At 34.3% G+C, this 26,054-nt stretch carries 24 protein-coding genes and 1 pseudogene; 11 read left to right on the top strand and 14 right to left on the bottom strand.

Annotated elements, in window-relative coordinates; genetic code table 11:
• Window positions 1-255 precede the first annotated feature (255 nt).
• Complete coding sequence (locus tag EKM05_RS06905; protein ID WP_126554331.1) at window positions 256-1,518, top strand: pyridoxal phosphate-dependent aminotransferase family protein; 1,263 nt, start codon at window positions 256-258, stop codon at window positions 1,516-1,518.
• Between the two features lie 106 nt (window positions 1,519-1,624).
• Complete coding sequence (locus EKM05_RS06910) at window positions 1,625-2,101, top strand: hypothetical protein (RefSeq protein WP_126554333.1); 477 nt, start codon at window positions 1,625-1,627, stop codon at window positions 2,099-2,101.
• A gap of 98 nt (window positions 2,102-2,199) precedes the next feature.
• Here the strand turns inward: EKM05_RS06910 and EKM05_RS06915 are convergent, their stop codons facing one another.
• Window positions 2,200-3,318, bottom strand: coding sequence for a GTP cyclohydrolase (locus tag EKM05_RS06915; protein WP_126460228.1), 1,119 nt, complete (start codon window positions 3,316-3,318; stop codon window positions 2,200-2,202).
• 279 nt (window positions 3,319-3,597) lie between these two features.
• Here EKM05_RS06915 and EKM05_RS06920 point away from each other — a divergent pair, with 279 nt between their 5' ends.
• On the top strand, window positions 3,598-3,933 hold the full coding sequence (locus EKM05_RS06920) for a tRNA-binding protein (RefSeq protein WP_126554335.1): 336 nt from the start codon (window positions 3,598-3,600) through the stop codon (window positions 3,931-3,933).
• A gap of 109 nt (window positions 3,934-4,042) precedes the next feature.
• On the opposite strand, the gene EKM05_RS06925 is transcribed toward EKM05_RS06920, so the two are convergent.
• Window positions 4,043-4,423 (bottom strand): PUR family DNA/RNA-binding protein, encoded by a 381-nt coding sequence (locus EKM05_RS06925; protein WP_126460233.1) that lies wholly within the window; start codon window positions 4,421-4,423, stop codon window positions 4,043-4,045.
• Between the two features lie 71 nt (window positions 4,424-4,494).
• A complete protein-coding gene (locus EKM05_RS06930; protein ID WP_126454588.1) occupies window positions 4,495-6,255 on the bottom strand; it encodes an ABC transporter ATP-binding protein in 1,761 nt (586 codons plus the stop codon).
• 201 nt (window positions 6,256-6,456) lie between these two features.
• Here EKM05_RS06930 and EKM05_RS06935 point away from each other — a divergent pair, with 201 nt between their 5' ends.
• From EKM05_RS06935 to yajC, 3 genes are all read left to right on the top strand, one after another.
• A complete protein-coding gene (locus tag EKM05_RS06935; protein WP_126460240.1) occupies window positions 6,457-7,563 on the top strand; it encodes a Glu/Leu/Phe/Val dehydrogenase in 1,107 nt (368 codons plus the stop codon).
• A gap of 185 nt (window positions 7,564-7,748) precedes the next feature.
• On the top strand, window positions 7,749-8,660 hold the full coding sequence (gene nusB, locus EKM05_RS06940; protein WP_126460862.1) for a transcription antitermination factor NusB: 912 nt from the start codon (window positions 7,749-7,751) through the stop codon (window positions 8,658-8,660).
• A gap of 30 nt (window positions 8,661-8,690) precedes the next feature.
• Window positions 8,691-8,963, top strand: coding sequence for a preprotein translocase subunit YajC (yajC, locus tag EKM05_RS06945; protein ID WP_126454584.1), 273 nt, complete (start codon window positions 8,691-8,693; stop codon window positions 8,961-8,963).
• Between the two features lie 73 nt (window positions 8,964-9,036).
• On the opposite strand, the gene EKM05_RS06950 is transcribed toward yajC, so the two are convergent.
• The 3 genes from EKM05_RS06950 to pepT form a co-directional block, all read right to left on the bottom strand.
• Window positions 9,037-9,504, bottom strand: coding sequence for a hypothetical protein (locus EKM05_RS06950; protein WP_126554337.1), 468 nt, complete (start codon window positions 9,502-9,504; stop codon window positions 9,037-9,039).
• A 309-nt stretch (window positions 9,505-9,813) separates the two neighbouring features.
• A complete protein-coding gene (locus EKM05_RS14830; protein ID WP_126460868.1) occupies window positions 9,814-9,987 on the bottom strand; it encodes a YdeI/OmpD-associated family protein in 174 nt (57 codons plus the stop codon).
• 85 nt (window positions 9,988-10,072) lie between these two features.
• The gene (gene pepT / locus EKM05_RS06960; protein ID WP_126460243.1) at window positions 10,073-11,326 is read right to left on the bottom strand and encodes a peptidase T; all 1,254 of its coding nucleotides are present in this window, start codon (window positions 11,324-11,326) and stop codon (window positions 10,073-10,075) included.
• A 531-nt stretch (window positions 11,327-11,857) separates the two neighbouring features.
• Between pepT and EKM05_RS06965 the strand changes: the two genes are divergently transcribed.
• Entirely contained in the window at window positions 11,858-12,877 is a 1,020-nt protein-coding gene (locus tag EKM05_RS06965; protein ID WP_126460246.1) for a quinone-dependent dihydroorotate dehydrogenase, read from the top strand.
• Here the strand turns inward: EKM05_RS06965 and EKM05_RS06970 are convergent.
• Window positions 12,863-13,573: pseudogene (locus EKM05_RS06970) on the bottom strand (DUF3307 domain-containing protein). The gene EKM05_RS06965 and the pseudogene EKM05_RS06970 sit on opposite strands and share 15 nt — an antisense overlap.
• Window positions 13,570-14,181 carry a hypothetical protein gene (locus EKM05_RS06975; protein ID WP_126460249.1) on the bottom strand — a complete coding sequence of 204 codons (612 nt, stop codon included), beginning with the start codon at window positions 14,179-14,181 and terminating at the stop codon, window positions 13,570-13,572. Before EKM05_RS06975 ends, EKM05_RS06970 begins: the two are co-directional and overlap by 4 nt.
• A 198-nt stretch (window positions 14,182-14,379) precedes the next feature.
• Here EKM05_RS06975 and EKM05_RS06980 point away from each other — a divergent pair, with 198 nt between their 5' ends.
• From EKM05_RS06980 to EKM05_RS06990, 3 genes are read left to right on the top strand one after another with little or no spacing between them, the layout of a single operon-like run.
• Complete coding sequence (locus EKM05_RS06980; RefSeq protein WP_126460253.1) at window positions 14,380-15,243, top strand: hydroxymethylglutaryl-CoA lyase; 864 nt, start codon at window positions 14,380-14,382, stop codon at window positions 15,241-15,243.
• Entirely contained in the window at window positions 15,209-15,904 is a 696-nt protein-coding gene (locus tag EKM05_RS06985) for a hypothetical protein (RefSeq protein WP_233579276.1), read from the top strand. Before EKM05_RS06980 ends, EKM05_RS06985 begins: the two co-directional genes overlap by 35 nt.
• A complete protein-coding gene (locus EKM05_RS06990; protein ID WP_126554339.1) occupies window positions 15,901-17,295 on the top strand; it encodes a DUF5723 family protein in 1,395 nt (464 codons plus the stop codon). Before EKM05_RS06985 ends, EKM05_RS06990 begins: the two co-directional genes overlap by 4 nt.
• 139 nt (window positions 17,296-17,434) lie before the next feature.
• Here the strand turns inward: EKM05_RS06990 and EKM05_RS14755 are convergent, their stop codons facing one another.
• Window positions 17,435-17,557, bottom strand: a complete 123-nt coding sequence (locus EKM05_RS14755; protein ID WP_255416411.1) for a hypothetical protein — start codon at window positions 17,555-17,557, stop codon at window positions 17,435-17,437.
• Between the two features lie 6 nt (window positions 17,558-17,563).
• Entirely contained in the window at window positions 17,564-17,845 is a 282-nt protein-coding gene (locus tag EKM05_RS06995; protein ID WP_158614925.1) for a cation-transporting P-type ATPase, read from the bottom strand.
• A gap of 85 nt (window positions 17,846-17,930) precedes the next feature.
• Here EKM05_RS06995 and guaB point away from each other — a divergent pair, with 85 nt between their 5' ends.
• Window positions 17,931-19,403 carry an IMP dehydrogenase gene (guaB, locus tag EKM05_RS07000; protein ID WP_126454571.1) on the top strand — a complete coding sequence of 491 codons (1,473 nt, stop codon included), beginning with the start codon at window positions 17,931-17,933 and terminating at the stop codon, window positions 19,401-19,403.
• Window positions 19,404-19,490: 87 nt separating this feature from the next.
• On the opposite strand, the gene EKM05_RS07005 is transcribed toward guaB, so the two are convergent.
• From EKM05_RS07005 to purB, 4 genes are all read right to left on the bottom strand, one after another.
• Complete coding sequence (locus tag EKM05_RS07005; protein ID WP_126460265.1) at window positions 19,491-21,374, bottom strand: monovalent cation:proton antiporter-2 (CPA2) family protein; 1,884 nt, start codon at window positions 21,372-21,374, stop codon at window positions 19,491-19,493.
• Window position 21,375: 1 nt separating this feature from the next.
• On the bottom strand, window positions 21,376-21,981 hold the full coding sequence (locus tag EKM05_RS07010) for an NAD(P)H-dependent oxidoreductase (protein ID WP_126456328.1): 606 nt from the start codon (window positions 21,979-21,981) through the stop codon (window positions 21,376-21,378).
• Window positions 21,982-22,235: 254 nt separating this feature from the next.
• On the bottom strand, window positions 22,236-24,476 hold the full coding sequence (locus EKM05_RS07015; RefSeq protein WP_126554341.1) for a cation:proton antiporter: 2,241 nt from the start codon (window positions 24,474-24,476) through the stop codon (window positions 22,236-22,238).
• 193 nt (window positions 24,477-24,669) lie between these two features.
• The gene (gene purB, locus EKM05_RS07020; RefSeq protein WP_126456324.1) at window positions 24,670-26,019 is read right to left on the bottom strand and encodes an adenylosuccinate lyase; all 1,350 of its coding nucleotides are present in this window, start codon (window positions 26,017-26,019) and stop codon (window positions 24,670-24,672) included.
• Window positions 26,020-26,054 lie beyond the last annotated feature (35 nt).

Below are 26,054 nucleotides of genomic sequence, written 5' to 3' on the forward strand. Positions count from 1 at the left end.
AGATACAATGTTTATTGATAAAACGATTTTGAATCAAAATCGTTTCAAAGTTTTGTGAGATATACTTTTTGTTGTGTTATTAGCAGGAATGAAGCATTTTTTTTTAGATAATGTAACAGATATCGCATATAGTAGGAAATTGTCAGGGATTATCGTTGTAATAAACTAAAAATAAATTTGTTTTCAAGTCCTTTATAAAATATAAATAATTATTTTTGCAACTTCTTAAAAATTAAAATTATTACTTAATATATTATGGTAAAAGATTTATTCGAAAGGATTCAAAACAATAAAGGACCATTAGGAAAATGGGCTTCACAAGCGGAAGGTTATTTCGTTTTTCCTAAATTAGAAGGTGAGTTAGGTCCAAGAATGCGGTTTGATGGGAAAGATATTTTGAATTGGAGTTTAAATGACTACTTGGGTCTTGCTAATCACCCGGAAGTACGGAAGGCAGATGCTGATGCGGCTGCACAATATGGAGCAGCTTATCCTATGGGCGCCCGAATGATGAGTGGACATACCAAATATCATGAGCAATTAGAAAATGAATTAGCTGCTTTTGTAAGCAAAGAGTCAGCATATTTATTGAATTTTGGCTACCAAGGAATTATGTCTACAATTGATGCATTAGTAACTAAAAATGATGTAATTGTGTATGATGTTGATGCACATGCTTGTATTATTGATGGTGTTCGTTTGCACATGGGAAAACGTTTTACATACCGTCATAACGATCTTGCAAGTATGGAAAAAAACCTGCAACGCGCCACAAAATTAGCTAAAGTAACTGGAGGAGGAATCCTTTTTATAACGGAAGGCGTTTTTGGAATGCGTGGACAGCAAGGAAAATTGAGAGAGATTGTGGACATGAAACAAAAATATAATTTCCGTTTGCTTGTTGATGATGCACATGGATTTGGAACACTTGGAAAAACAGGTGCCGGAGCAGGTGAAGAGCAAGGAGTTCAGGATGATATTGATGTTTATTTTTCCACTTTTGCTAAATCAATGGCTAATATTGGTGCTTTTGTAGCTGCGGATAAAGACATTATCGATTATCTTAAATACAACATGCGTTCTCAAATGTTCGCTAAGTCCTTGCCAATGATTCAAACAATTGGTTCTTTGAAACGATTGGAATTGTTGCGTAATCACCCAGAATTGAAAGACAAACTTTGGGAGAATGTTAATGCATTACAAAACGGATTACGAACCAGAAACTTTAATATTGGAGACACAAACACATGTGTTACTCCTGTTTATTTAGAAGGCAGTGTTCCGGAAGCTATGGTTATGGTGAACGATTTGAGAGAGAATTACGGAATTTTCCTTTCGATTGTAATTTATCCTGTTATTCCAAAAGGAATTATCTTATTGAGAATGATACCTACAACCTCACATGAATTATCAGATATTGAGGAAACACTAGTTGCTTTTGAAGCCATTCGTGAAAAATTAGAAAATGGAACCTATAAAGAGATTGCAAGTAAAACAAAAGTTGATTTAGACGCTTAGTCTTATAAAATAAGTTATTCTAATCCATCCTGCTTTCTTTAGCAGGATGGATTTTTTTTTATACTTAAAAAGAAGTGATATCTTTATACAACAAAAAACAAAGGGTATGAAAAAAGGGATTGTATTGGGTGTCATTTTTTTTAGTTTTTTAATTTCATGTCATAAAAGTAAACAGCTGGAAGAAGCCGCAAGTCCAAATGTTTCTATAGAAAAGGATGTTAAAGAGTCTATTCTGGAAGAATGTTACACCGGCGTTATAAAGAATGATAGCATTTCTATGATTTTGAAAATAGAAAATGAGCAATATGTTTCAGGAAAATTAAGGTATAATTTCTATGAAAAAGATAAAAATAATGGGACATTAGTTGGAGAAATAAAAGGAGATACGCTTTATGCAGCGTATACCTTCATGTCCGAAGGGCTTGTGACTGTACGGCAAGTTGTTTTCTTAAAAAAAGGGAATACTTATGTGGAAGGTTATGGTGATGTGGTTGATAATAAAGGGAAAGTAACGTTTAAAGATAGAAAGCAATTAAAATTTAATGTAAGTGTGGTGTTGTCTAAAGTAAATTGTATCCTTTGATTTATAATTTCCTTTTAAGAATTTAGCATGCAGGCATTTAAAACTAAAAATTCATCAGCAAAACTGATGAATTTTTTTAATTCAATACTTGTCAAATACTACAATTCTAACCGATACGTGCATCTTCGTTTGTGAATTAATGGATTAAAATGTTTCCACAAGTTTAGACTGGGAGCATTATCAGCTAATTCAGGGGTTCTAAAACAATTAACAATCCCTTTTTTTCGGAAAGTTTCATAGTATTCTTTAAAAATAATTGCGGTAACGGCTTTGTTTTGATATTCCGGCAATACGCCTATCAGATAGAAAATGACATCTTTGCTGTATTTTTTTGCCAATAGTAAATGTAGAAATCCAAACGGGAATAATTTCCCTTTGGATTTTTGTACTGCCTTTGCAAAAGAAGGCATCACAATGCTAAAGGCCACGATGTTATGATCTTTGTCTTCTACAAATTTTATAAATTCAGGATTGATAAAGCTGATGTATTTTTTCTTGAAATACTCTTTTTGAGTGTCGGAAATAGCCACAAATGACGATAGGGAAGCGTAGGATTTATTAAATAAATCAAACATTTTATCCACATGAGGCATGACCTCTTTAGTTGTTTTGAAATTAAGCGGACTTAACTGGTATCTTTTTTTGACTAAATCATTTGCTTTTTCAAAAAATTGTAGTTTTACGTTTTCAAAAGGAAATTTACTCTCAATATATTCTTTCTCTTTTACATAGCCCAATTGCTCAAAATGACGTGCATAATATTCATGGTTGTACCAAGTAATCATGGTTCCTATTTGGTCAAAACCTTCGGTCAGAATACCTACTTTGTCTAGATTTGAAAATCCCATCGGGCCTTCAACATGTTCTAAATTGTTTTTCCGTCCTAATTCATATACTTTTTCTAAAAGGGCTTTAGTTACCTCGATGTCATCAATGACGTCAAACCAGCCAAAACGCACTTTCTTTTTTTGCTGATCATTTACCTCACTCCAATTGATAATTGCCGTAATTCTGCCTACTATTTCGGTATTTCTTTTAGCAACATAAAAATAGGCTTCGGCAGTTTCAAAAGCGGGATTTTTTGTTTTATCAAATCCTTCCAGTTCTTCAGCAATTAATGGCGGAACCCAGTTCTTATTGTTTTTGTATAAAGAAAAAGGGAATTTGATAAAATCAGTTAATTCGCTTTTTGTTTTTGCTTCTTGTATGGTGATCATTGCGTAGGATTGATTCAATGTATAGTTACTGTTTTATTGAGGCACAAAACTACGAATATAATTAACTTATACATGAAAAAGTAAAAAAAGGCCATATTATTCCTTTGTGTGAAGAACTCGTGTTTTAGGTTTTTATTGGTAAGGAATATGTCACGGATATTTCTATCACTATTGCTGTATTTGAGTTTGTCGATGAAGAGCTGGTTTTTCCTTGCGGATTGGCGTTGTATAAATAGTTAAAATAGTATATTTATAACTCAAAACTAAAACTAAGATTTTATGGAATTATCCTGGACTGAATTCGAAAAAGTAGAGATGCGTATAGGAACAATTCTGGCAGTGAATGATTACCCCGAAGCGAGAAAACCAGCGTATCAGCTCACAATAGATTTTGGTTCCGAAATTGGAATCCGAAAAACATCCGCACAAATAACGAAACGGTACCGGAAAGAGGATTTGCTAGACCGACAGATTGTTGCCGTAGTCAATTTTCCTAAAAAACAAATTGGAAAATTTAGTAGTGAATGTTTAATTTTAGGAGCAGTTGGTCAGGAAGGGGACGTGATTTTACTGGCGCCGGATTTCAAAATTCAAAACGGATTGCGAATTGGCTAATTTGTGAAAGGAATTCTTGCAATCAACTGTAAATTAATTTTCTATAACAAAAAAGTCCAAAAATCAGATGATTTTTGGACTTTTTTATTGGTAAGTAAGGAACTAAATATTAAATATCATCAAATTCTATATCGGTAAAAGTTGATGTTTGCGGTATGATTTCATCTTCTGATTTCTCAGAGGCATATTCTTTTTTGAAATCTTTTTGGTGTCTTTCTGATATTACTTCGTCGCCTTTGTGGTTCAAAACATAAGAAGTCATTTCGCCAAGAATTTCTGCAAAAGCAGCAAAATCTTCTTTGTATAAATAGATTTTATGTTTTTTGAAATGGAAAGATCCATCTTCTTCCGTAAATTTCTTGCTCTCAGTAATGGTAATGTAATAATCATCTGCTTTTGTCGCTCTCACATCAAAGAAATACGTTCTTCTTCCAGCTCTTAAAACTTTAGAAAATATCTCTTCTTTTTCTAACATGTCATGTTCTCTCATAATCCTTTCTGTCAATTTATGGTTGTTAACTAGTATCCAAAAATCTATAAAAAATATGTATTATACAACAATTATAGCATTTCTTTTTCTGAAAGTTGTTTCAAATACAAAGCAGCATAATACCCTTCTTGATTTATCAATTGATTATGAGAGCCTTGTTGGATAATTTGTCCTTTTTCGATAATGATAATTCGATCGGCATTTTTAGCTGATGATACGCGGTGACTCACTATAATAGTTGTTTTGTCCTTGCAGATTTCTTGCAAATTGTTTAATATCGCTTCTTCGGTCTCAGTATCCACTGCTGACAAGCAATCGTCCAAAAGTAAAATAGGGGGATTCTTAATAATTGCTCTGGCAATGGAAACTCTTTGTTTTTGACCTCCGGAAAGTGTAATTCCTCTTTCGCCCAGAACCGTTTCGTATTGTTTGTTGAAGCCCATAATGTTGTCATGTACCACAGCACTTTTGGCAGCAGATTTCACTTCCTCTTCTGAAGCATTTTCTTTCCCAAACATAATATTATTCTTGATACTGTCCGAAAACAAAAAGGCATCTTGTGGCACAATACCAATGCTGTTGCGTAAATCAAACAGATTAATGGCGCTTATTTCATTTCCGTCAATATTTATTTTCCCGGCTGTAACATCATACATTCTGGAAATCAACGATAAAATAGTCGATTTTCCGGAACCTGTTTTTCCTAAAATGGCTAAGGTTTCTCCTTTTTTTACTGTGAACGAAATATTTTGTAACGCTTTGATGTTAGTGTCCTCGTAGGTATAACTTACGTTTTCAAAAGAAATAGAACCTTCAATTATGGATTTGTTTTCGTTTTTGTTTTTTATCTCGGGTTCAATTTTTAAAAATTCATTTAACCTTTTTTGAGAGGCTTCGGCCTCCTGAACCATTGACGAAACCCAACCTAGTGAAGCCACGGGCCAGGTCAGCATGTTGACATATAGGATGAATTCAGCGATGGTTCCAATGCTTTTGATCGTTCCATCAATGTACATCAGACCTCCAAAATAGATGACCACTAAGTTACTGATTCCTATAAGGGCAAGCATTAATGGTCCAAATAAAGATTGTACTTTGGCTAAATTCAAGCTTTTGCTTTTGCTCTCATGGGCTAAATTCACCATGTTTTTTTGGTGTTGATCTTCTAATGAATATGCTTTGATCACTCGGATTCCTGAAAATATTTCCTGCGAAAAACTAGAAACTTTAGATAAATATTGTTGAAAAATGGTGCTTCTTACGTTGATTTCGGAACTAAGTTTAAAAATGGCATAGGACAATAGCGGCAAAGGCAGCAAGGTATACAGAGTCAATCTTGGCGATACGTTATACATATACACAATTACAATAGCAAAACGAATTACGGTATTTATAGTATACATCACCGCAGGACCTACATACATTCGGACCTTGGATACATCTTCGCTGATTCGGTTCATCAAATCGCCGGTACGATTTTGTTTGTAAAAATTTTGAGATAAATTCTCATATTGCCGAAACACTTCGTTTTTTAGATCAAATTCGATGTGGCGCGACATCACGATTAGGGTTTGTCTCATCAAAAAAGTAAGAAAACCAGCAATGATTGTTGTGGCAATAATTAGTAAAATATTCGCAACTAATTCCTCGTGAATGACTGATTTGGCTACGGTTTTATCTTTGGCGAAAGCCTCAATTACCTTAAAAGACTTGCTGATCAGCTTGGGTGTAAAAAGCATAAAGATCTGTGCAATAATGGTAAAAACAATCCCCAGTAAAAAACTGTATTTGTATTTGACGAAATATTTATTTAAATAACGTAATTCTTTCATTTTTATGATATTCTATGTTGAAATAGTTTTATTGATGGTGTAAAATTTTTCTTTTAGTAATTTTAATAATAATTTTTCGATTGTGTAAATTGCTGAATAAACAATTTTTATATAAGATGTTACCGCATATTTATTTTTTGTGTAATTTTGGATCGTCTTTTTGACAAATTCATAATTTTATCATTATAAAAATTTCACACTATGAATGCAGCTTTCACTACTGTAAAGGAACTTCAAAAAATGGATCCCGTTTTTGGTCAATTATCATTTGATGATCATGAACAAATTGTATTTTGCAACGACAAAGATACAGGTTTAAAAGCAATTATTGGTATTCATAATTCGGTTATGGGTCCTGCTTTGGGTGGTACGCGGATGTATAATTACGCGAATGAATGGGAAGCCCTAAACGACGTACTGCGACTTTCACGCGGAATGACTTTTAAAGCAGCAATTACAGGATTGAATATTGGTGGCGGTAAAGCGGTGATTATTGGCGATGCCAAAACACAAAAAACACCAGAGTTGATGCGTAAATTTGGTGAATTCGTGCATTCTTTAAGCGGACGATATATTACTGCTGAAGATGTGGGAATGGAAACTAAAGATATGGATACCGTAAGAGATGTAACGCCGTATGTTACTGGAATTTCTGAATCAAGAGGTGGTTCCGGAAACCCATCACCTGTTACGGCTTACGGAGTATATTTAGGCATGAAAGCGGCTGCAAAACAACAATTTGGGTCGGATGTTTTGAGTGGTAAGAAAGTATTGGTACAAGGAATTGGTCATGTTGGCGAAACATTAGTTGATTATTTGACTAAAGAAGGAGCTATTGTCACCATTGCTGATATCAATGAAGAAAAACTGAATGAAGTAGGAGCGAAGTACCATGCAGCAATTTTCAGAGGAGACGATTTGTACAGTGCTGATGTTGATATTTACGCGCCTTGTGCCATGGGAGCAACTTTAAATGACAATACTGTTTATAAAATTAAAGCCAAAGTTATTGCTGGAGCTGCTAATAATCAATTAGCGGATGAGAATGTTCACGGAGCAATTCTGCAAGAAAGAGGCATTTTATATGCGCCTGATTTTTTGATTAATGCCGGAGGAATTATCAATGTGTATGCTGAATTAGCACATTATGACAAAGCGGAGATCATGCGTAAAACAGAAAATATTTACAACACAACCTTAGAAATATTTGATTTTGCCCTTGCAAACAACATGACAACGCATCATGCGGCTTTGACGATTGCTCAAAATCGCATCTATCAAAGAAAAATAGAAAACAATAAAAAGTAGTTTTCAAGGCTCAGTTTTCAGTATTCAGCGAACATTTTTGTACCATTCACTGAATACTGTTGATTGAATGCAATAAAATAACCGATTATATATTTTATTTTAAAAAATGAAATACTTATTTTTGCACCCTAATTAATAAAAGTTCTTACAAGGTGGTAAATAGAAGACACATTCGCGTCAAGGTTATGCAATCCATTTATGCGATGCATCAAAGCGGTTCAGATAATCTGGAAAAAGAAGAAAAATTCCTTTTTTACAGTATCGACAATATTCAAGATTTATATCTTATAATGCTTTCTTCGCTGATTGAAATTTGCAAAACAGAAACTATCTTTTTGCATAAATCCAGTTTGAAACATCTTGCAACTCCTGAGGAACGTAAACCAAACGAAAAATTCATCAAAAATAGAATTTTTCAAATTCTTTCCGAAAATAATTCATTAAGTATCGCGCTGGAAAACCGTAAAATCAATAATTGGACGTTAAACGACGATTATATTTTATTGCTTTTGAATGATATTAAAGCCAGCACATTGTATGCGCAATACATGAGTAATGCGGTGAACACCTTTGAGGAAGACCGACAGTTTATTGTTGATTTATTCATGGATGTAATTGTTCCTAACGAGAAATTGTATGAGTATCTGGAAGATGACAAATTGACTTGGGTGGATGATATTCCGTTAGTAAACACACATATTATCAAGCAATTGAAGGTAATCAAATCTGGTGAAGATGATAATTTCAGAGTGCCAAAGTTATATAAAGACAATGAAGATAAGGATTTCGTGAAAGACTTGTTCCGAAAAACAGTCTTGAATGAAACGGAATTAGCTAAGGAGTACGTGGATAAAACGCCCAATTGGGACAGTGATAGGATTGCCGAAATAGATACTATCATTCTAAAAATGGCAATTTGTGAGTTCTTAAAATTCCCATCAATTCCCGTCAAAGTAACTCTTAACGAATATTTAGAGGTTGCCAAAGAATATTCTACACCAAAAAGTAGTATTTTTATCAACGGAATTTTAGATAGTCTCGTAAAAGAGCTTCAAGCCAGCAAAAGAATTATAAAAGCCGGTCGCGGCTTAATGTAATAATTAACAAATAAAAAGAGAATTAAAATTATGGAACAATTAACTCAATTTGCACCGTTTATATTAATGTTTGTGGTGATCTATTTCTTCATGATCAGACCACAACAAAAAAGAGCGAAAAATGAAAAAGAATTTGAAAGCACACTTAAAGTAGGTGATAAAATCATTACAAAAAGTGGTCTTCACGGAAAAGTTTCTGAACTAGCGGATACAACGGTTGTTGTAGAGACGATGTCAGGAAAATTAAAAATGGAGCGTTCTGCTATTTCTATGGAAATGAGTGCAGTATTGAACAAAAAATAATTTTTGGTTTGAGAAATTAAAAAAGTCCCATCCGGTTTCGGATTGGGACTTTTTTGGATAAAAAATAATCGGATTATTTTTTGCTTTTCTTTGCTTTCTTTGCTTTTTTAGATTTTGCTTTGGCTTTCTTGGCTTTTATCTTGGCTTTTACTTTTGCTTTTTTTGCTTTATCCTTTTTTGCTTTTTTTGCCTTTTTTGCTTTCGCTTTCGCTTTCGCTTTTTGCTTTGCTTTCTCTTTTGCGTCAGCTTTTTTAGCCTTTTTCTTGTCTTTGTCTTTCATGTCTTTGTCTTTTATTTTTAACTTCTTTTTAAGATCTTTTGTATCGTCCTTTTTATTTAGAACTTCCACAGTTGTATCGTCTTTGTCTTCTACTGAAATTTCTATGGTTTCTTCTATTGTTTCAGTTATTACTACTTCATTAAGTGGGACTATAGTTTCTTCAGAAGGTTGGATAACTTTGTTTTTGGGTGCCCTTACGGGTTTATCAATTTCAGGTTTTACGGAAGTAGGTACTGTAGGATTTTCTTTTTTTTGTATCATAGTGTGTATTATTAGTGTCGTTTTTGATTTTATTAAAAACTTAAAAAAAATGGCTCAATGTTAATAAATGGTTAAGTAATTGTTAGCAAATATAGTGATTTAATTTATTTTCGAATGTTAAGCTTTTCAATATTCTAAATTGGAAGTTTCAAGTATACCAGAAATAGAGGTAGGAGACAATTGTTGATGAAAGACTATAAGTAAGATTTTAGGGAGATTTACTCTGAATGATTTGTAGTGAATGTTCTTTTCTTAGTGTTTTTTAAATTAAAAAGTCCCACTCTGAGTTCTTAGAAATGGGACTTAATGTCATCCATATTTGTCATTAAGACTAATATTTTCTGATAGTATTCGTATTCTTTTTTCAATACCGGAACGTTTAATTTCGTCTCGTTTTGCTGTTTCAAGATATGCTAAGAATTCGTATTGTTTGCAAGGATAGAATTTCTGAAATACTGCTGCTAATTCTGTTGTGGCAATAATTAATTTGAGAAATTATAATTAGGCATACCAATTATTATTTTTATCCCAAGAATAGGTATTGATTTTTGAATATTCTAAATTAGGCTTATTTTATAATTGAATCTCCTAATGCTGTTAGCTCAGCAATTTTCACGATTACTTCAACTGCTTTTTGCATGCTTTCAGCAGGAACGTATTCGTATTTTCCGTGAAAGTTGTGTCCTCCTGCAAATATATTAGGACATGGTAATCCTTTATAGGATAATTGTGAACCGTCTGTTCCACCACGAATAGGCTTAATAAGCGGTTTGATTCCTATTTCTTTCATTGCTTTTTCAGCAATATCTACAATGTGTTTTACAGGCAGAACCTTTTCTTTCATATTGTAATATTGATCTTTAATCTCAGTGATAACTATGTCTTCACCAAATTGTTTTGCAAATTTCTTATTGATTTTTCGAACAATTTTCTCGATTAATTCTTTACGCCTTTCGAACTTTTTCTTGTTATGATCCCGAATAATAAGTTCTAAAACGGTTTCTTCGATGCTTCCTGTTATGTGATGTACGTGAAAGAAACCTTCGTATCCTTTAGTTTCTTCAGGTGTTTCTCCGGAGGGGAGTTCATTGATAAAATCATTGGCAATCAGCATAGAGTTGATCATTTTCCCTTTGGCATAACCAGGATGTACGCTTTTGCCTTTGAAAGTGATTTTGGCACCAGCTGCATTAAAATTTTCATACTCTAATTCGCCTACCTGGCTACCATCCATAGTATACGCCCATTCAGCTCCAAATTTATCTACATCAAAATGGTGGGCACCACGACCAATTTCTTCGTCTGGTGTGAAGCCAATTCGTATTTTTCCGTGTTTGATTTCCGGGTTATTGATCAGAAACTCCATTGCGGTAACAATCTCTGTAATTCCGGCTTTGTCATCAGCTCCTAGTAATGTTGTGCCATCTGTAGTGATTAGTGTTTGTCCTTTATACTGCAGTAAATCTTTGAAATAACTCGGGGATAATACAATGTTTTTATCTGCATTTAATACAATATCTTTTCCATCATAATTGCGCACAATTTGAGGTTTTACATTGGCTCCACAAAAATCCGGAGAAGTGTCAAAATGAGAAATAAATCCTATGATTGGCACTTCATGAGCCACATTACTGGGCAAAGTAGCCATAATATATGATTTGTCATCTATTGTTACGTCTTGCATTCCTATAGCTTTTAATTCGTCAACCAGTTTATGGGCTAAAGTCCATTGTTTTGTGGTACTTGGAGTAGTTTCTGAGTTTGAATCAGATTCGGTATCAATAATTACATAACTGATAAAACGGTCTATGATATGTTGCATTTTTCTTTGTTTTATGCAAATATAATCATTTTTTAAGGAGCATTTTTAAGTAAATGTTGGTGTGAATTTTGTTTATTTTAATCTTTTGAAATAACAATGCCTGCACTATTATTTTTGTGTCGGTATAGGCAAATAATTAACGATTACATTTTTGCCATTGGTATATCAGCGTTAAAACAATCGCGGAAAAGTTTCCATTTTCCATTTTTTTTGTCCAAAGTCCCAGTGATTTTCCTCTATCAATATAGGTACTATTTTTATATAAAAGTTGGTGATTCCGTCTTTTATTAAACCACTAAAAATAGGAATTAGATTTTTTCGGACTACTATTGCTTTACTGTTGGGCATCATGAATTAAAAGCATTACAATTTGTAATTCCTGCCGAGTCACCATTTTTACGGATCAGTAACTCTAATACGCGTTGTACTCCCGGATATTTTTAGTAATCAAAATGATTTATATAAATTATTTTCTAAATATTTATTTATCGGTTAGATAATTCTATTTTTGTACTCCATAACAACGCACCCATGTACAAATTACTTTTACGTCCCATACTTTTTTGGTTTGATCCTGAAAAAGTGCACTATTTTACTTTTTCATTAATTCACTTTTTGTCTAAAATCCCAGGGTTTTCTTCTCTTTTTAAATTGCTTTATGAAGTCAAGGATCCCCGATTAGAAACAGAAGTTTTTGGACTAAAATTTAAAAATCCCGTAGGACTTGCGGCTGGGTTTGATAAAGACGCCAAGTTGTATAAAGAATTGTCCAGCTTTGGTTTTGGTTTTATCGAAATAGGAACACTTACCCCAAAAGGGCAGGAAGGAAACCCTAAAAAACGCTTGTTTCGTTTGAAAGAAGACAGCGCCATTATTAACCGAATGGGTTTCAACAACAGTGGAGTTCAAGAAGCGGTGGAACGATTAAAAAAAAATAAAGGTATTTTGATAGGTGGAAACATTGGAAAAAATAAGTTGACACCAAACGAAGAAGCGACTTCAGATTATGAAATATGTTTTGACGCTTTATATGATTATGTGGACTATTTTGTAGTGAATGTGAGTTCGCCAAACACGCCAAATCTCCGTGCTTTGCAAGACAAAGAGCCATTGGCGCAACTGTTGCAAACGTTGCAGAATAAGAATTTGGCAAAGCCAAAGCAAAAGCCAATTCTGCTGAAAATTGCTCCTGATTTGACAGATGAGCAGTTACTTGACATTATTGCTATTATAAAGGAAACTAAAATCGCGGGCGTTATTGCTACTAATACTACAATTTCCCGTGAAGGATTGCAATCCGAAAATAAAGCCGAATTAGGGGGTTTGTCAGGAAAACCATTATCAAAACGGTCTACTGAAGTAATCCGTTTTTTAGCTGAGAAAAGCAATAAAGCCTTCCCGATTATTGGAGTAGGGGGAATTCATTCTGCCGAAGATGCAATAGAAAAATTAGACGCTGGTGCAAGTTTAATTCAGTTGTATACCGGTTTTATTTATGAAGGACCAGCTTTAGTGAAAGCCATAAATATGAAAATTTTAGAAAAATTCTAATATCCCATATTGTATTAAAAGCCCTGTCAATAAAGCAATTCCAAAACTTAATAAGGTTCCGATAAGAACATATTCAGTAAGTTTTCGGTCCTTGGCTTCTTTTAAATCTCCAAAACAGAAGATAGATTTTGCAGCCAATAGAAAACCGATGGCTTCAAAATGGGTACTAATTACAAAGTAAAAGACAAATAAGCGTTCTAATATTCCGATGTAATTTCCAGCATTGGTTAGAGAATCATCGTTTTTTTTGTTTTCTGGAGTCCAAATCGAAATGATATTTTTTATCAGTATCGATGTAGGTTGTGTCAGTAAAAGTATTCCGGTTGCAAAGATCCAAAATTGATTGTCAAATGATGCAAAATCGATACGGTCGTTATTGTAAAATAGTGTAATTGCTATGAGTACGATAAGATGTAAAAGTTGGTCAATTAGGAACCAATTGCGTTTTGTTTTGTCTTTTTGAACGTGTAATGTCATAAAATCAATTCCTCCATGTGTTACCGCTAGTACAGTCGCAAACTAAACAAAATTAGTCTTACCAATTAAAATCCAAGCCAGAAAAAAGTGAATAAACGTGTGGATATAAAGATAAATACTTTTATGTTTCCTGTTTTCTTAATCTAAAACCCAAGATGTGAGTTGCAACAAAAAATCACCAAGTAAATGGGCCAATAGTAGTTTTACAAAAATAATCATACACGGAGGTTTTTAATTTTTTTCCGAAAATGATTGTCTAATTCTAATACCAAATCAAATTGTGCTCGTTTTCGTCTCCGACTTACAGCGGCTTGATTGATACCTAATTTTGTGCCTATTTCTTCTTGAGAAAGCATTTTGTTTGCCATAGAAACCACAATAAATTCAGCCGATTGCGCCAGCCAATTATCCATAAAGGTCAATCCTAAACGCAGCATTAAATTTATTTCAGTATCTAAATCGCTAGTGCCGGAATTAATGGCTAAGGTCGTTTTTAGTTTTTTTAAAGTTTCAAAAAGTTCCCCGGATCGAACGAATGCAGTTCCGTTACTTTCGGAAATTGTTGCTCCAGAATAGGTTTTATCACCAAAACCAATACTCATTCTCGCATCGAGTTTCAGCGTTTTTAGATACGCTTTAATTTGCAAAGCTGTGAGTAGTGCTTCTTCAGGATTTGTAATTTCTATTTGAAATTCGTCACCCCGATAAATTTCCCATTCACTCGGATTTTTACCTTTGGTATTCAATAGCTCTTTCAAGCCGTCAATCCATATTGCAGAAGGTAGTTGTTTCGAATTAATAATGTCTCCTGTGATTATACTTATCATATTTCAACTGTAATTAAAAAATCAAATTCAATTTCAAAAGATTAGAATTAAATTATTACCAAATTACGTAATAATATTTGTTATTACCAAATTACGTAATATTTTAATTTATTACCAAAATAGGTAATAATATCAATTTTAGAAATTTTAAAAATCATAATTTAATAATCTTAATTGTTTTTCTATCTTTGGCTTTCTATGGAACCAATAAAAATTATAGAATGTCCACGGGATGCCATGCAAGGCATCAAACCTTTTATTCCTACGGCAAGAAAAGTGACTTATATTCAGTCTTTGTTGCGTGTGGGTTTTGATACTATAGATTTTGGAAGCTTTGTTTCACCAAAAGCAATTCCGCAAATGCAGGATACAGCAGAAGTTCTGGCACAACTTGATTTATCTCAAACCAAAAGCAAATTATTGGCTATTATTGCCAATACACAAGGAGCAACTCTTGCGGCTGTTCATCCTGAAATACGCTATTTGGGCTTCCCATTTTCGATTTCTGAGAATTTTCAAATGCGGAATACCCACAAAACCATAGCTGAATCGTTAATTACCTTACAGGAAATTCTTGAAATTGCAGCTAAAAGCAACAAAGAAGTCGTGGCGTATTTATCAATGGGTTTTGGAAATCCTTATGGTGATCCATGGAATGTTGAAATTGTTGGCGAATGGACTCAAAAATTAGCCAGTATGGGAGTCAAAATCCTGTCGCTTTCGGACACAGTAGGAAGTTCTGCCCCTGATGTAATCTCGTATTTGTTTTCAAATTTAATTCCACAATATCCAGAAATAGAATTTGGTGCTCACCTCCATACCACACCTGATAAATGGTTTGAAAAAATTGATGCCGCTTATAAAGCAGGATGTCGTCGTTTTGATGGAGCCATTCAGGGTTTTGGTGGTTGTCCAATGGCTACTGATGATCTGACTGGGAACATGCCCACGGAGAAATTATTATCATATTTTACTGCCCAAAAAGAATATACAAATAGCAGTCCAATGAGTTTTGAAAGTGCTTATAATGAGGCTTCTAAGTTGTTTGGAGAGTTTCATTAGAAATAAAAGAAAGGAAACTGGAGTGGAACTCTTTTATTTTGGCAATAATAAGTTTATCATTGATGCGTTAATCATACGAATCAAATTTTTTTCTTTAACGAATCATACCATGAGACTACTGGCTTTCAATAGAGTTATAGGAATACTAATATTGTTGTTGTTTTCTTTTTCATGCGCGAGTGATTTAGATTATGATCAGGTGGACACTTTAAAGTTAGAGCCTGTTTTTGTATCTAATTTAGCACATTTTGACATTCTGGCAAAAGATTTTGTCACTAATGGAGTAGAGCAAAGCGTGATCTTTGATGCACCCGTATTGGATGTGTTTAATGATGATTTTTTTAGACAGCGATTAAAAAAAGTGGAACTTTCATTTGAAATGGAAAATACCATTAGTAGAGCATATTCAGTGGATCTAGTGTTTTTGGACAAAAATTACCAACGCGTTCACGCTATAAATTTTACTGTTCCGGCTTATACCGGTTCGGAAAACAAAATGACTAAGACAGAAACTTTCGAAAACTCCCAGCTTGATTTATTAAAAAGAACTACCAGAATTGCTTTTACACTGACAATGTCGCCTGGTGCACCATTGAACGAGGATAGTGCTGGGAGTTTGAAACTGCGTTCAGGTGCAACCGCTTATTTAGTGCTGGAATGAGAAAAGTAATCTTAATTTTTATTTTATTTCTAGCTGTAGATTGCTTTTCGCAAAACAAACAAATTTTATATAATTTCACCTCAGTTCCTCAGTCTTTGATGACTAATCCGGGAGCAGATTTCAAATATAATTGGTATTTTGGAGTTCCTTTATTGTCCGGAATTTCTGCAAATGTAGGCTCAAGCGGATTTTCGGCGTATGATTTATTTGCGGATAACGGAGTCGATTTTAATGTAAAATTACGCAATGCAGTATTCTCATCTTCTAGAAAAGACAGGGTAGCAATCAATGAACAAATAGAACTTTTTAACGGAGGTTTTAAAATCAAAGGAGAACAAAATGATTCTTATATTTCGTTTGGGATGTATCAGGAATTTGATATGTTAAGTTATGTTCCTAAAGACATTGCCATTTTAGCTTTAGACGGAAATGAAGGTTATCTGGGAAAAGTTTTTAATTTGGGAGATCTGAATGTCAAAGCAGAATTGCTAACGGTATTTCATGTTGGATTTCATAAAAACATCAATGAAAAGTTTATTTTAGGAGTACGAGGGAAAATTTATTCGAGTATTTACAATGCTAATTCTACCAATAACTCAGGCTACATTTACACTATTCCTTCCACTACAGGAGTCTATGAACAGATAATTTATTCACAATTACAACTCAATACGTCTGGAATTGCTCAATATAATGATGAGAATTACGAACCTAATGTGGCGAAAGACATTACTAAAAGAGCTTTTTTAGGAGGTAATTTAGGACTGGGATTTGATGCTGGTTTTACCTATTATCCAAAGAAAAACATACAGCTTACGGCCAGTGTTATTGATGTGGGTTTTATTAAACACAGCAAAGAAGTAGAGAGTTTAACATACAAAGGAACCTATAAGTATGAAGGTGTGATTCCGAATTTCAGCTCCGGTAATTCACCAGGAAACGGATACAAGGAATTCAATGATGCCATTCCTTTGGACACCTTATATGCGGATTATACAACTTGGCGACCGGCAAAATTTAATACTTCGGTTCAGTATTCGTTTGACGAAGAAAGACCAGAAGATTGCAATTGTCTTAATTATGATCCGGAAACTATTTATAAAAGTGCAGTTGGCGCTCAATTATTTGTTATGTCTACACCACGAACTCCACTAGTCGCTTTTACCACCTATTACAGGCGAAAACTCTTCAAGGCATTGCAAATGAAAGCCACGTACACCATAGATTCGTATTCGTATAAGAATATAGGATTGGGATTGTCCAGTCATTTTGGACCAGTAAATTTCTATATTCTTGCTGATAATCTTTTGGAATACCGCGATGTTACCAAGGCAAATAGTCTTTCTTTTCAACTGGGGTTAAATGTTATTTTCAAAAACAATAAAAAATAAAGTACTATCTAACAATACTTCGTTAGTTTTTAAGCTGCTATTTTTCCATAATTCAAGAGTTCCCGAATGATTGCCCTATTTTTATGCCTAGTTGAGTTTTGTTGCCAACAACTATTTCCTCGCTTGAAATTTCAATGATTTAGCCGTTGCAGATGACTTTGCTTTTGTATCGGAATAATTTTTTTAAGGCTTCAATTACTGTTCTGCTTTTGGATTCCGGATACAGTGAAATAGCGGAAACCAATACAATTGCTACACTCATCAAAATTCAGTTTCCATAATCACTAATAATGAAATAAGCACTAGTTGCGGAGAGTAATAGTAAGAACATTAGTTCCTTTACCATTTCGAATAGGGATTTCAAGAACTGATTTTTATCTTGATTGACTATTGCATTCGAGCCAAATTTTGTTCTCGAAAGAAAAACGGCTTCATTAGAAAGTCCTTTTAATTGGTGTGGGTTTCTGTCATAGCAAAATAAATTAAACCGATTTTCTGGATTGGAAACCAAGGTGTATTTTAGAACCAAAGAATTGACTTTGAACGGCAATTTAATTATTTATTGGAAAATGATAGCGATTTTTTGCTTAAAATTATCTATATTTGCACGCAATTAAACTCCAACTACAATTGCAATGATCGCACACAACTCTAAGATTATCGGTGAAGGATTAACTTACGATGATGTTCTATTAGTTCCCAACTACTCAAATGTGCTTCCTCGCGAAGTGAGTATTCAATCCAAATTTTCAAGAAATATAACGTTAAATGTTCCTATTGTATCCGCTGCTATGGATACCGTAACCGAAAGCGCGATGGCAATTGCGATGGCTCAAGAAGGTGGAATAGGCGTTTTGCATAAAAATATGACCATCGAACAGCAAGCTGCGAAAGTTAGAAAAGTAAAACGAGCCGAATCCGGTATGATTATCGATCCCGTTACTTTGCCATTAACTTCAACAGTAGCAGATGCCAAAAATGCCATGAAAGAATTTGGTATTGGAGGTATTCCAATTGTAGATGAAAATCAAATATTAAAAGGAATCGTTACCAATAGAGATTTACGTTTTGAAAAAAATAGTTCAAGACCTATTGTTGAGGTTATGACCAGTGAAAACTTAGTAACTGTTGCCGAAGGTACCTCTCTGGAACAAGCAGAAGTAGTTTTGCAAGGTCATAAAATTGAAAAACTTCCAGTAGTAAATGCTGATTATAAATTAGTGGGCCTGATTACCTTTAGAGACATCACTAAATTGACTCAAAAACCAAATGCAAACAAAGACAAATACGGACGTTTACGTGTAGCTGCAGCGTTAGGTGTAACTGCCGATGCTGTTGAAAGGGCTACTGCTTTGGTTAATGCCGGAGTAGATGCAGTTATTATCGATACTGCTCATGGACATACGAAAGGAGTTGTCGATGTACTAAAATTAGTTAAAGCGAAATTCCCTAACTTAGACGTTATTGTTGGTAATATTGCCACTGCTGAAGCAGCTAAATATCTAGTTGAGAATGGTGCAGATGGAGTAAAAGTAGGGATTGGTCCAGGGTCTATTTGTACGACTCGTATTGTAGCAGGCGTTGGTTTTCCTCAGTTTTCAGCTGTTCTTGAAGTAGCTGCGGCGATCAAAGGTTCTGGAGTTCCAGTTATTGCTGATGGTGGAATTCGTTACACTGGAGATATTCCAAAAGCTATTGCTGCAGGAGCTGATTGTGTAATGTTAGGATCATTATTAGCAGGTACCATGGAATCTCCAGGAGAAACTATTATTTTCGAAGGCAGAAAATTTAAGTCGTACCGTGGAATGGGTTCTGTTGAAGCAATGCAAGAAGGTTCTAAAGACCGTTATTTTCAAGATGTAGAAGATGATGTAAAAAAGCTGGTTCCGGAAGGAATTGTAGGAAGGGTTCCTTACAAAGGGGAATTGAACGAAAGCATGCAACAATTTATTGGTGGTCTTCGTGCCGGAATGGGGTATTGTGGCTCTAAAGACATTCCAACTTTACAGGAAACCGGTCGTTTTGTTCGCATAACAGCTAGCGGAATCAATGAAAGTCATCCTCATAATGTAACCATTACAAAAGAAGCGCCTAATTATTCAAGATAATTTTTAGTTTTTTTAAACAATAAAAAAAGGCATAATTAATTCCGCTTAAGGTTTTAATTATGTCTTTTTTCAGTTTTCGGAAAATCGTTATTCTGTAGTATCTGCTAAGTTGTTTTTCAAATGCTCGCTGTCCCAACTGTGATTGGTGGCAGCAACTTGGGAATAAATATCACTTTTCAACAATTGTTCCTGTAATTCAATTTCTTCTTTTACGGTGATCAGATAGGCCATTTTATCATGACGTTTTTCCGCCAATTTTCGGGTGGTAATTTCATCATATTTTATAAATTGCTGCCCTTGTCTGGTAGCGGTATATTTCCTGTGACCTAATTCTACTAAGGCATCTACCCCCATATTGACCGCACTGTATAACGTTTCCCGATAAATGTGTTCTACTTTATGGTCAATTAATTCATAGGCATCAATCCGGTTTCGGGCACGAGTTAAGATCTTTAAATTTGGGAAGTGTTTTTTTAAGGTTTCAATTACTTGCAAATTTACCGTAGGATTATCAATGGCAGCAATAAAAAGTTTGGCAGTATCACAACCTGCAGCTTTCAATAATTCTAAACGAGTGGCATCTCCATAATATACTTTGAATCCCATTTTTCGTAATACATCTATTCGATCAGAATCATAATCTAGGATCGTTGATTTTACGTTATTGGCTCTTAATAGGCGTCCAACTGTACTCCCAAAATGACCAAAACCAGCTATGATTACAGGATTGTCTTCATCAATATAATCACTGTCTTTTTTTGTTTCCTTTTCTTGAAATTTTGAATTAGGATAAATTAAGCGTTCATTTATTAACAGTAAAAAAGGTGTTGCTATCATACTCATAGCAATAACAGCCATGATTTGATTGGCCAAAATGTTAGGAATGATGTTTAGCTGCATAGAGAAGCTCATGATTACAAAACCAAATTCTCCTGCCTGACTTAACCCAAAAGCAAATAATAGGTTTTGGTCTATTTTCTTTTTATGAAAGCGGCTGATTATAAATAAAACGAAAAACTTAACCAAAGTAAGAATAGCTCCAAAAACAAATATGAAAAGGGGATTGTCAAGAATCAGTTTAAAGTTTATCGATGCGCCTACTCCAAGAAAAAAAAGACCAAGCAGTAATCCTTTAAACGGAGCAATATCCCCTTCCAGCTCATGACGAAATTCAGAGTTGGCCAGTACGACTCCAGCCATAAATGCTCCTAGAGCGGGACTTAACCCAACCAGCTGCATCAAATAAGAAACGCCTACAACTAATAACAATGCCGATGCGGTGAACAATTCCTGCAACCGAGTTTTGGCGATAATATGCAATAGCGGAACAAATAAAAAGCGGCCTGCAAAATATATTGTTGATATACATCCGATGACTATTAAAGTTTGCAACCAGCTGGAGAAACCTGTAATTAGGGATTGTTGAATTTCATTTGTAGTTTCTAGATTTACGGTAGATAAAAGCGGCAAAAATGCTAAAATCGGAATTACGGCGATGTCCTGAAAAAGAAGAACAGCAAATGACGAACGTCCCACGGAAGTATTAGATAATCCTTTTTCTTTTAAAGTTTGCAATACAATGGCCGTAGAGGATAATGCGAGCGCTAAGGAAACGGCCAGTGTGGTTTCCCATTTCCAATCCATAAAATAAAGACATCCAAAAAATAAAAGAAGCGTTGTTCCTACTAATTGTGCGGAACCCATTCCAATAATAAATTTCCTCATTTTCCAAAACTTACTGGGTTCCAGTTCTAAACCAATTAAAAACAACATCATCACAACGCCAAATTCAGCAAAATGCATAATATCCTGGCCTTCCTGACCAATAAACCCCATTACATAAGGCCCTATTATTATGCCGGCAAATAAATAGCCTAAAATAGAACTTAATCCTAATTTTTTAGCAATAGGAACACAAATAACGGCAGCTGATAAATAAATAATAGCCTGAAGTAAAAAATTGGTATCCATGTTATTGTTGTATTGTGGCAAACCATTCGTTCAAATAATGGTACTGCAAAAGTACTTCCGTATCTAAATTATTGTTGTTTATGTAATCTAGAAAATGGCCATACATTAAACCGTTTTGTTTATAATCATCTTTGGACATATTGTGTGTGCCATGCACAACAAAAGGGGGTAAGTAAATCATGTTGCATACTTTTGCGGTTTGGTTAAACGGCTCGAGCAATTCGGGAATACTGTACCGTTCACTGCCGGTTTTGCAATAATTTTCTTTGTCTCCGCCGGTAGTAATTACTTGAAAAATAATTTTATCTTGCAAGGCTTTTCCTTTTTTTCCGTATGCCCAGTTGTGTTCCAGTACCATATCAATCCATTGTTTCATCAATGGCGGACAACTATACCAGTACATGGGATGATGCCAAATGATGATGTCATGCTGACTTAACAAAACCTGTTCGTGTTTTACATCAATATCAAAATCCGGATACTCTTCGTATAAATCATGGAAAGTTATGTTTTCTGATTCTGGAATATTTTCCACCAAGGCTTTATTTGCGTGCGATTTCTCGTAAAGTGGATGGGAAAATAGGATTAATATTTTGTTTTTTGACATAAAATTGATAAGGTGATTAGCTTATTGAATTATATTTTTTTTTCGCATTTAAAATTTAATAATGATATTAATTGCTACAGTACTACTAAAAATAAAACAAGAAATCCTGGCAAAAAAATCGATAGATTTATTGAGAACGTCTCTTAATAAAGATAATAATTTATTTTAGACGATGGTAAAATACATCTCAAATAAAAGAGGACCCTGTTGAATTATAATTTTATCAAACTTGGAGTACAACAAAAGACCTTGTTTTACTTTTCAAAAAAGGCAGTGAGTAATTTTTCGTTTCCTACAATCCAAAGAATATCATTTTTCTCTAAGATAATATCCGAATTCGGGTTAAGAATCCGTTTTTCATTTCTTTCAATCCCGACGATCAGACCATTCGTTTTTTCTCTTAGCTGTGATTTCCGAATGCTTTTTCCGATAAATTCTTCATTTTCTAGTTCTACTTGTTTTAATATTATAGCGGTTTCTTGTACTAATTCAGGAACTTCAATTTCATTCTGATCCAGATAAGATTTAAATATTTGAACTTGGTCATCGGTTCCAATGACGCAAATTTCATCACCGGGAAATACACGTTCATTGCCATCAGGAATATTTATAGTAATGCCTCCACGTTTTATAAAAGCAATATTAATACCCATGTTTTCTCGGATTTCAAGTTCATTCAATGCTTTACCTGCCAGATTTGATTCTTTGGTAATTTCGAAAAATGCCATATGCCCGTCCCAAGGAGTTAAATCACTTCGTTTCTTCTGTGCTTGAGAAATTTCTCTATCATTGAAATTTCGAAAAAAGTGAAGTTCAATTTTATTGTACAAAGTGTTTAATTTTTTTGGGAACAATAAATAAACAGATATTGCAGCGATCAAAGCGACGAAGGCTATCCAAGGCGACAAAAAATTATTTAATAAGAAGCCAATAAAAAAGATTCCTAAACTAATTCGGATTAGAATCAATACCATTATTGGACCACGATGTTTGCCTGCTTTTTGTAAAGCTTCAATCTGCTCTACCGCCACTTTTCTGAAGGATAACGCCCATAAAAAAGGAGCTATTATTATGGATGTTACCAAGGCTGCTGCTGCGTTTCCAAATTTAGAACTTTCTGTCATTGGAATAATATAGCGGTCAGATAAAATAATTATGGCAATAATAATTACAGAATGAACCACAATTTGTGACAACTTTGCTTTCAAAACAATCTGCCAATTACTGGTCGTTTTTACAGATTGTGAATTCACACTATATCGATCTATAGCATCTATCAATTTTTTAGGCAGTATTTTTATTAAGCGTTCATAAACTGGCAACGCTATTTTGATCATAAATGGGGTAGTGAAAGTCGTTACTGCTGAAACTGCAACAATAATTGGATACACAAAATCACTTGTCACTTTTAATGTCATTCCCAAGGTGGCAATGATAAAAGAAAACTCGCCAATTTGTGCTAAACTCATCCCTGACTGGACTGATTGCTTTAGGGGCTGACCGGCAATTAGCGCTCCAAACATCGTACTTATCGATTTTCCAAAAATTGTAATTAACGTGATTACTACAACAGGGACTGCATATTCTACTAAAGTATTTGGGTTGATTAACATTCCTACGGATACAAAGAAAACAGCTCCAAATAAATCTTTTACGGGTTTAATTAAATGCTCAATTCTTTCTGAATGAATGGTTTCAGCAATGATAGAGCCCATTATAAAGGCACCTAGTGCTGGGGAAAAACCTGCTTTTGTAGCTAAGATAACCATCATTAAACAGAGTGCGATTGATATTATCAATAGGGTTTCCTCATTGAATAAATTTTTTGCTTTTTTAAGAAGGGTGGGTATGAAAAAGATACCACCTACAAACCATAATATTAAGAAGAAAAAGAGTTTTAAAACAGATTCGAATAACTCCATTCCTGAAAATTGTTTACTGACAGCTATTGTTGAAAGTAAGACCATCAGCAAAATGGCTACAATATCCTCTATTATCAAGGTTCCAAAAACAATTCCAGCAAATTTTTTCCCCTTTACATTCAGCTCATCAAAAGCACGAAGAATAATTGTTGTTGAAGACATCGATAAAATAGCGCCTAAAAAAATACTATCCATCAAGGACCATCCCATCCATTGTCCGACGAGATACCCTAAAACGATCATAGTGGTTATTTGAAACAGCGCCGTAATAGCGGCTGTACCTCCAACTTTCATCAGTTTTTTAAAACTAAATTCCAGGCCTAAACTAAATAAAAGGAAAATAACACCAATCTCAGCCCAGACTTCGATACTGTTTATTTCTTGTACTGATGGAAAAAAAATAAAATTTGGCCCCGCTAAAAAACCAGCGATTAAATATCCTAGGACTAAAGGTTGTCTTATTTTTTTGAATAAAAGTACCGCAACTGCAGCGGTCATTAATATTAATCCTAAATCACTGATCAGGGGATGTAAATGTTGTGTTATTTGTGATGTTGCTTCTATGGGATTCATTGATGGATGTACTGATTTGTATTAAATGTTTTTTGGTATTGTTGTAATATATAATTTTATTATTATTTATCAAAAAAAACGTTAAAGGATAACTTTTTTTTATGATAATTTTAGTCTTAAAAGAAAATTCTGCTCCCATAAAACGTTAAAATTTTATAGAAGCAGAATTTAATAAGAAGACGGGTTATTTTTTTTAGCTGATTCCCAAAAAATTACTAGGAGTTATTTGCATTAATTCTGCTTTAATGGCATCCGAAACTTCAAGTGTTGCTATAAAACCGTGAATCGCTTTTTTATCAATAGCTTCATTGGTTCTGGTCAATCCTTTTAATGCTTCATACGGATTAGGATATCCTTCACGACGCAAAATTGTTTGAATTGCCTCGGCAACTACAGCCCAGTTTTTTTCTAAATCTTCGTGGAATTTTGGCTCGTTCAATAACAATTTGTTCAAGCCTTTCAAAGTAGCTTCAAAAGCGATTAACGTATGTCCTATGGGTACACCAATATTTCTCAAAACGGTACTGTCCGTTAAATCACGTTGCAATCTAGACAAAGGTAATTTAGCTGATAAATGTTCGAAAATCGCATTGGCCATTCCTAAATTTCCTTCTGAATTTTCAAAATCAATAGGATTAACTTTATGTGGCATAGCTGAAGAACCTATTTCTCCCGCTTTGATTTTTTGCTTAAAATATTCCATCGAAACATACGTCCAAATGTCTCGGTCCAAATCAATGATGATTGTATTTATTCTTTTCAACGCATCAAAAAATGCAGCAAAATGATCGTAATGTTCAATTTGAGTAGTAGGGAAGGAGTGGTGTAAACCAAGGTTGTCCTCCACAAATTTCCCTCCAAATTTTCTCCAGTCAATTTGAGGATACGCCACATGATGCGCATTGTAATTTCCAGTTGCTCCGCCAAATTTAGCTGCAAAAGGAATATTAAACAACAAACGCATTTGTTCTTCCAGACGTTCTACAAAAACACCAATTTCTTTACCCAAACGAGTAGGTGAAGCCGGTTGTCCGTGGGTACGGGCAAGCATTGGAATATCGTGCCATTCGACACTTAGATCTTTTAATTTTGATGTCAAAGTGATCAAGGAAGGCATGTATACTTTCTCGAAAGCTTCTTTTGTCGAAAGCGGAATCGCCGTGTTATTAATATCTTGAGATGTTAATCCAAAGTGAATAAACTCTTTATATTGGGATAAGCCTAGTTTTTCAAAAGCATCTTTGATGAAATATTCTACCGCTTTTACGTCGTGGTTGGTTACTTTCTCCGTCTCTTTGATCCAAAGGGCATCTTCAGTAGAGAAATTTTTATAAATATTACGTAAACTGTCGAATACATCTGGGTTTACGGTTGCAAGTTGAGGTAAAGGTACTTCGCACAAAGCAATGAAATATTCAATTTCAACCAATACACGGTATTTGATTAAGGCTTCTTCAGAGAAAAATGGAGCCAGCGAAATAGTCTTGTTTCTATATCTTCCATCAATAGGAGAAATAGCATTCAATTCGTTTAAAGTAGTCATTGTTTTGTTGTTTGTTCGAAAGGCGCAAATATAAC

It is taken from the genome of Flavobacterium sp. GSP27 (genome assembly GCF_003970395.1).
Taxonomy (GTDB): domain Bacteria; phylum Bacteroidota; class Bacteroidia; order Flavobacteriales; family Flavobacteriaceae; genus Flavobacterium.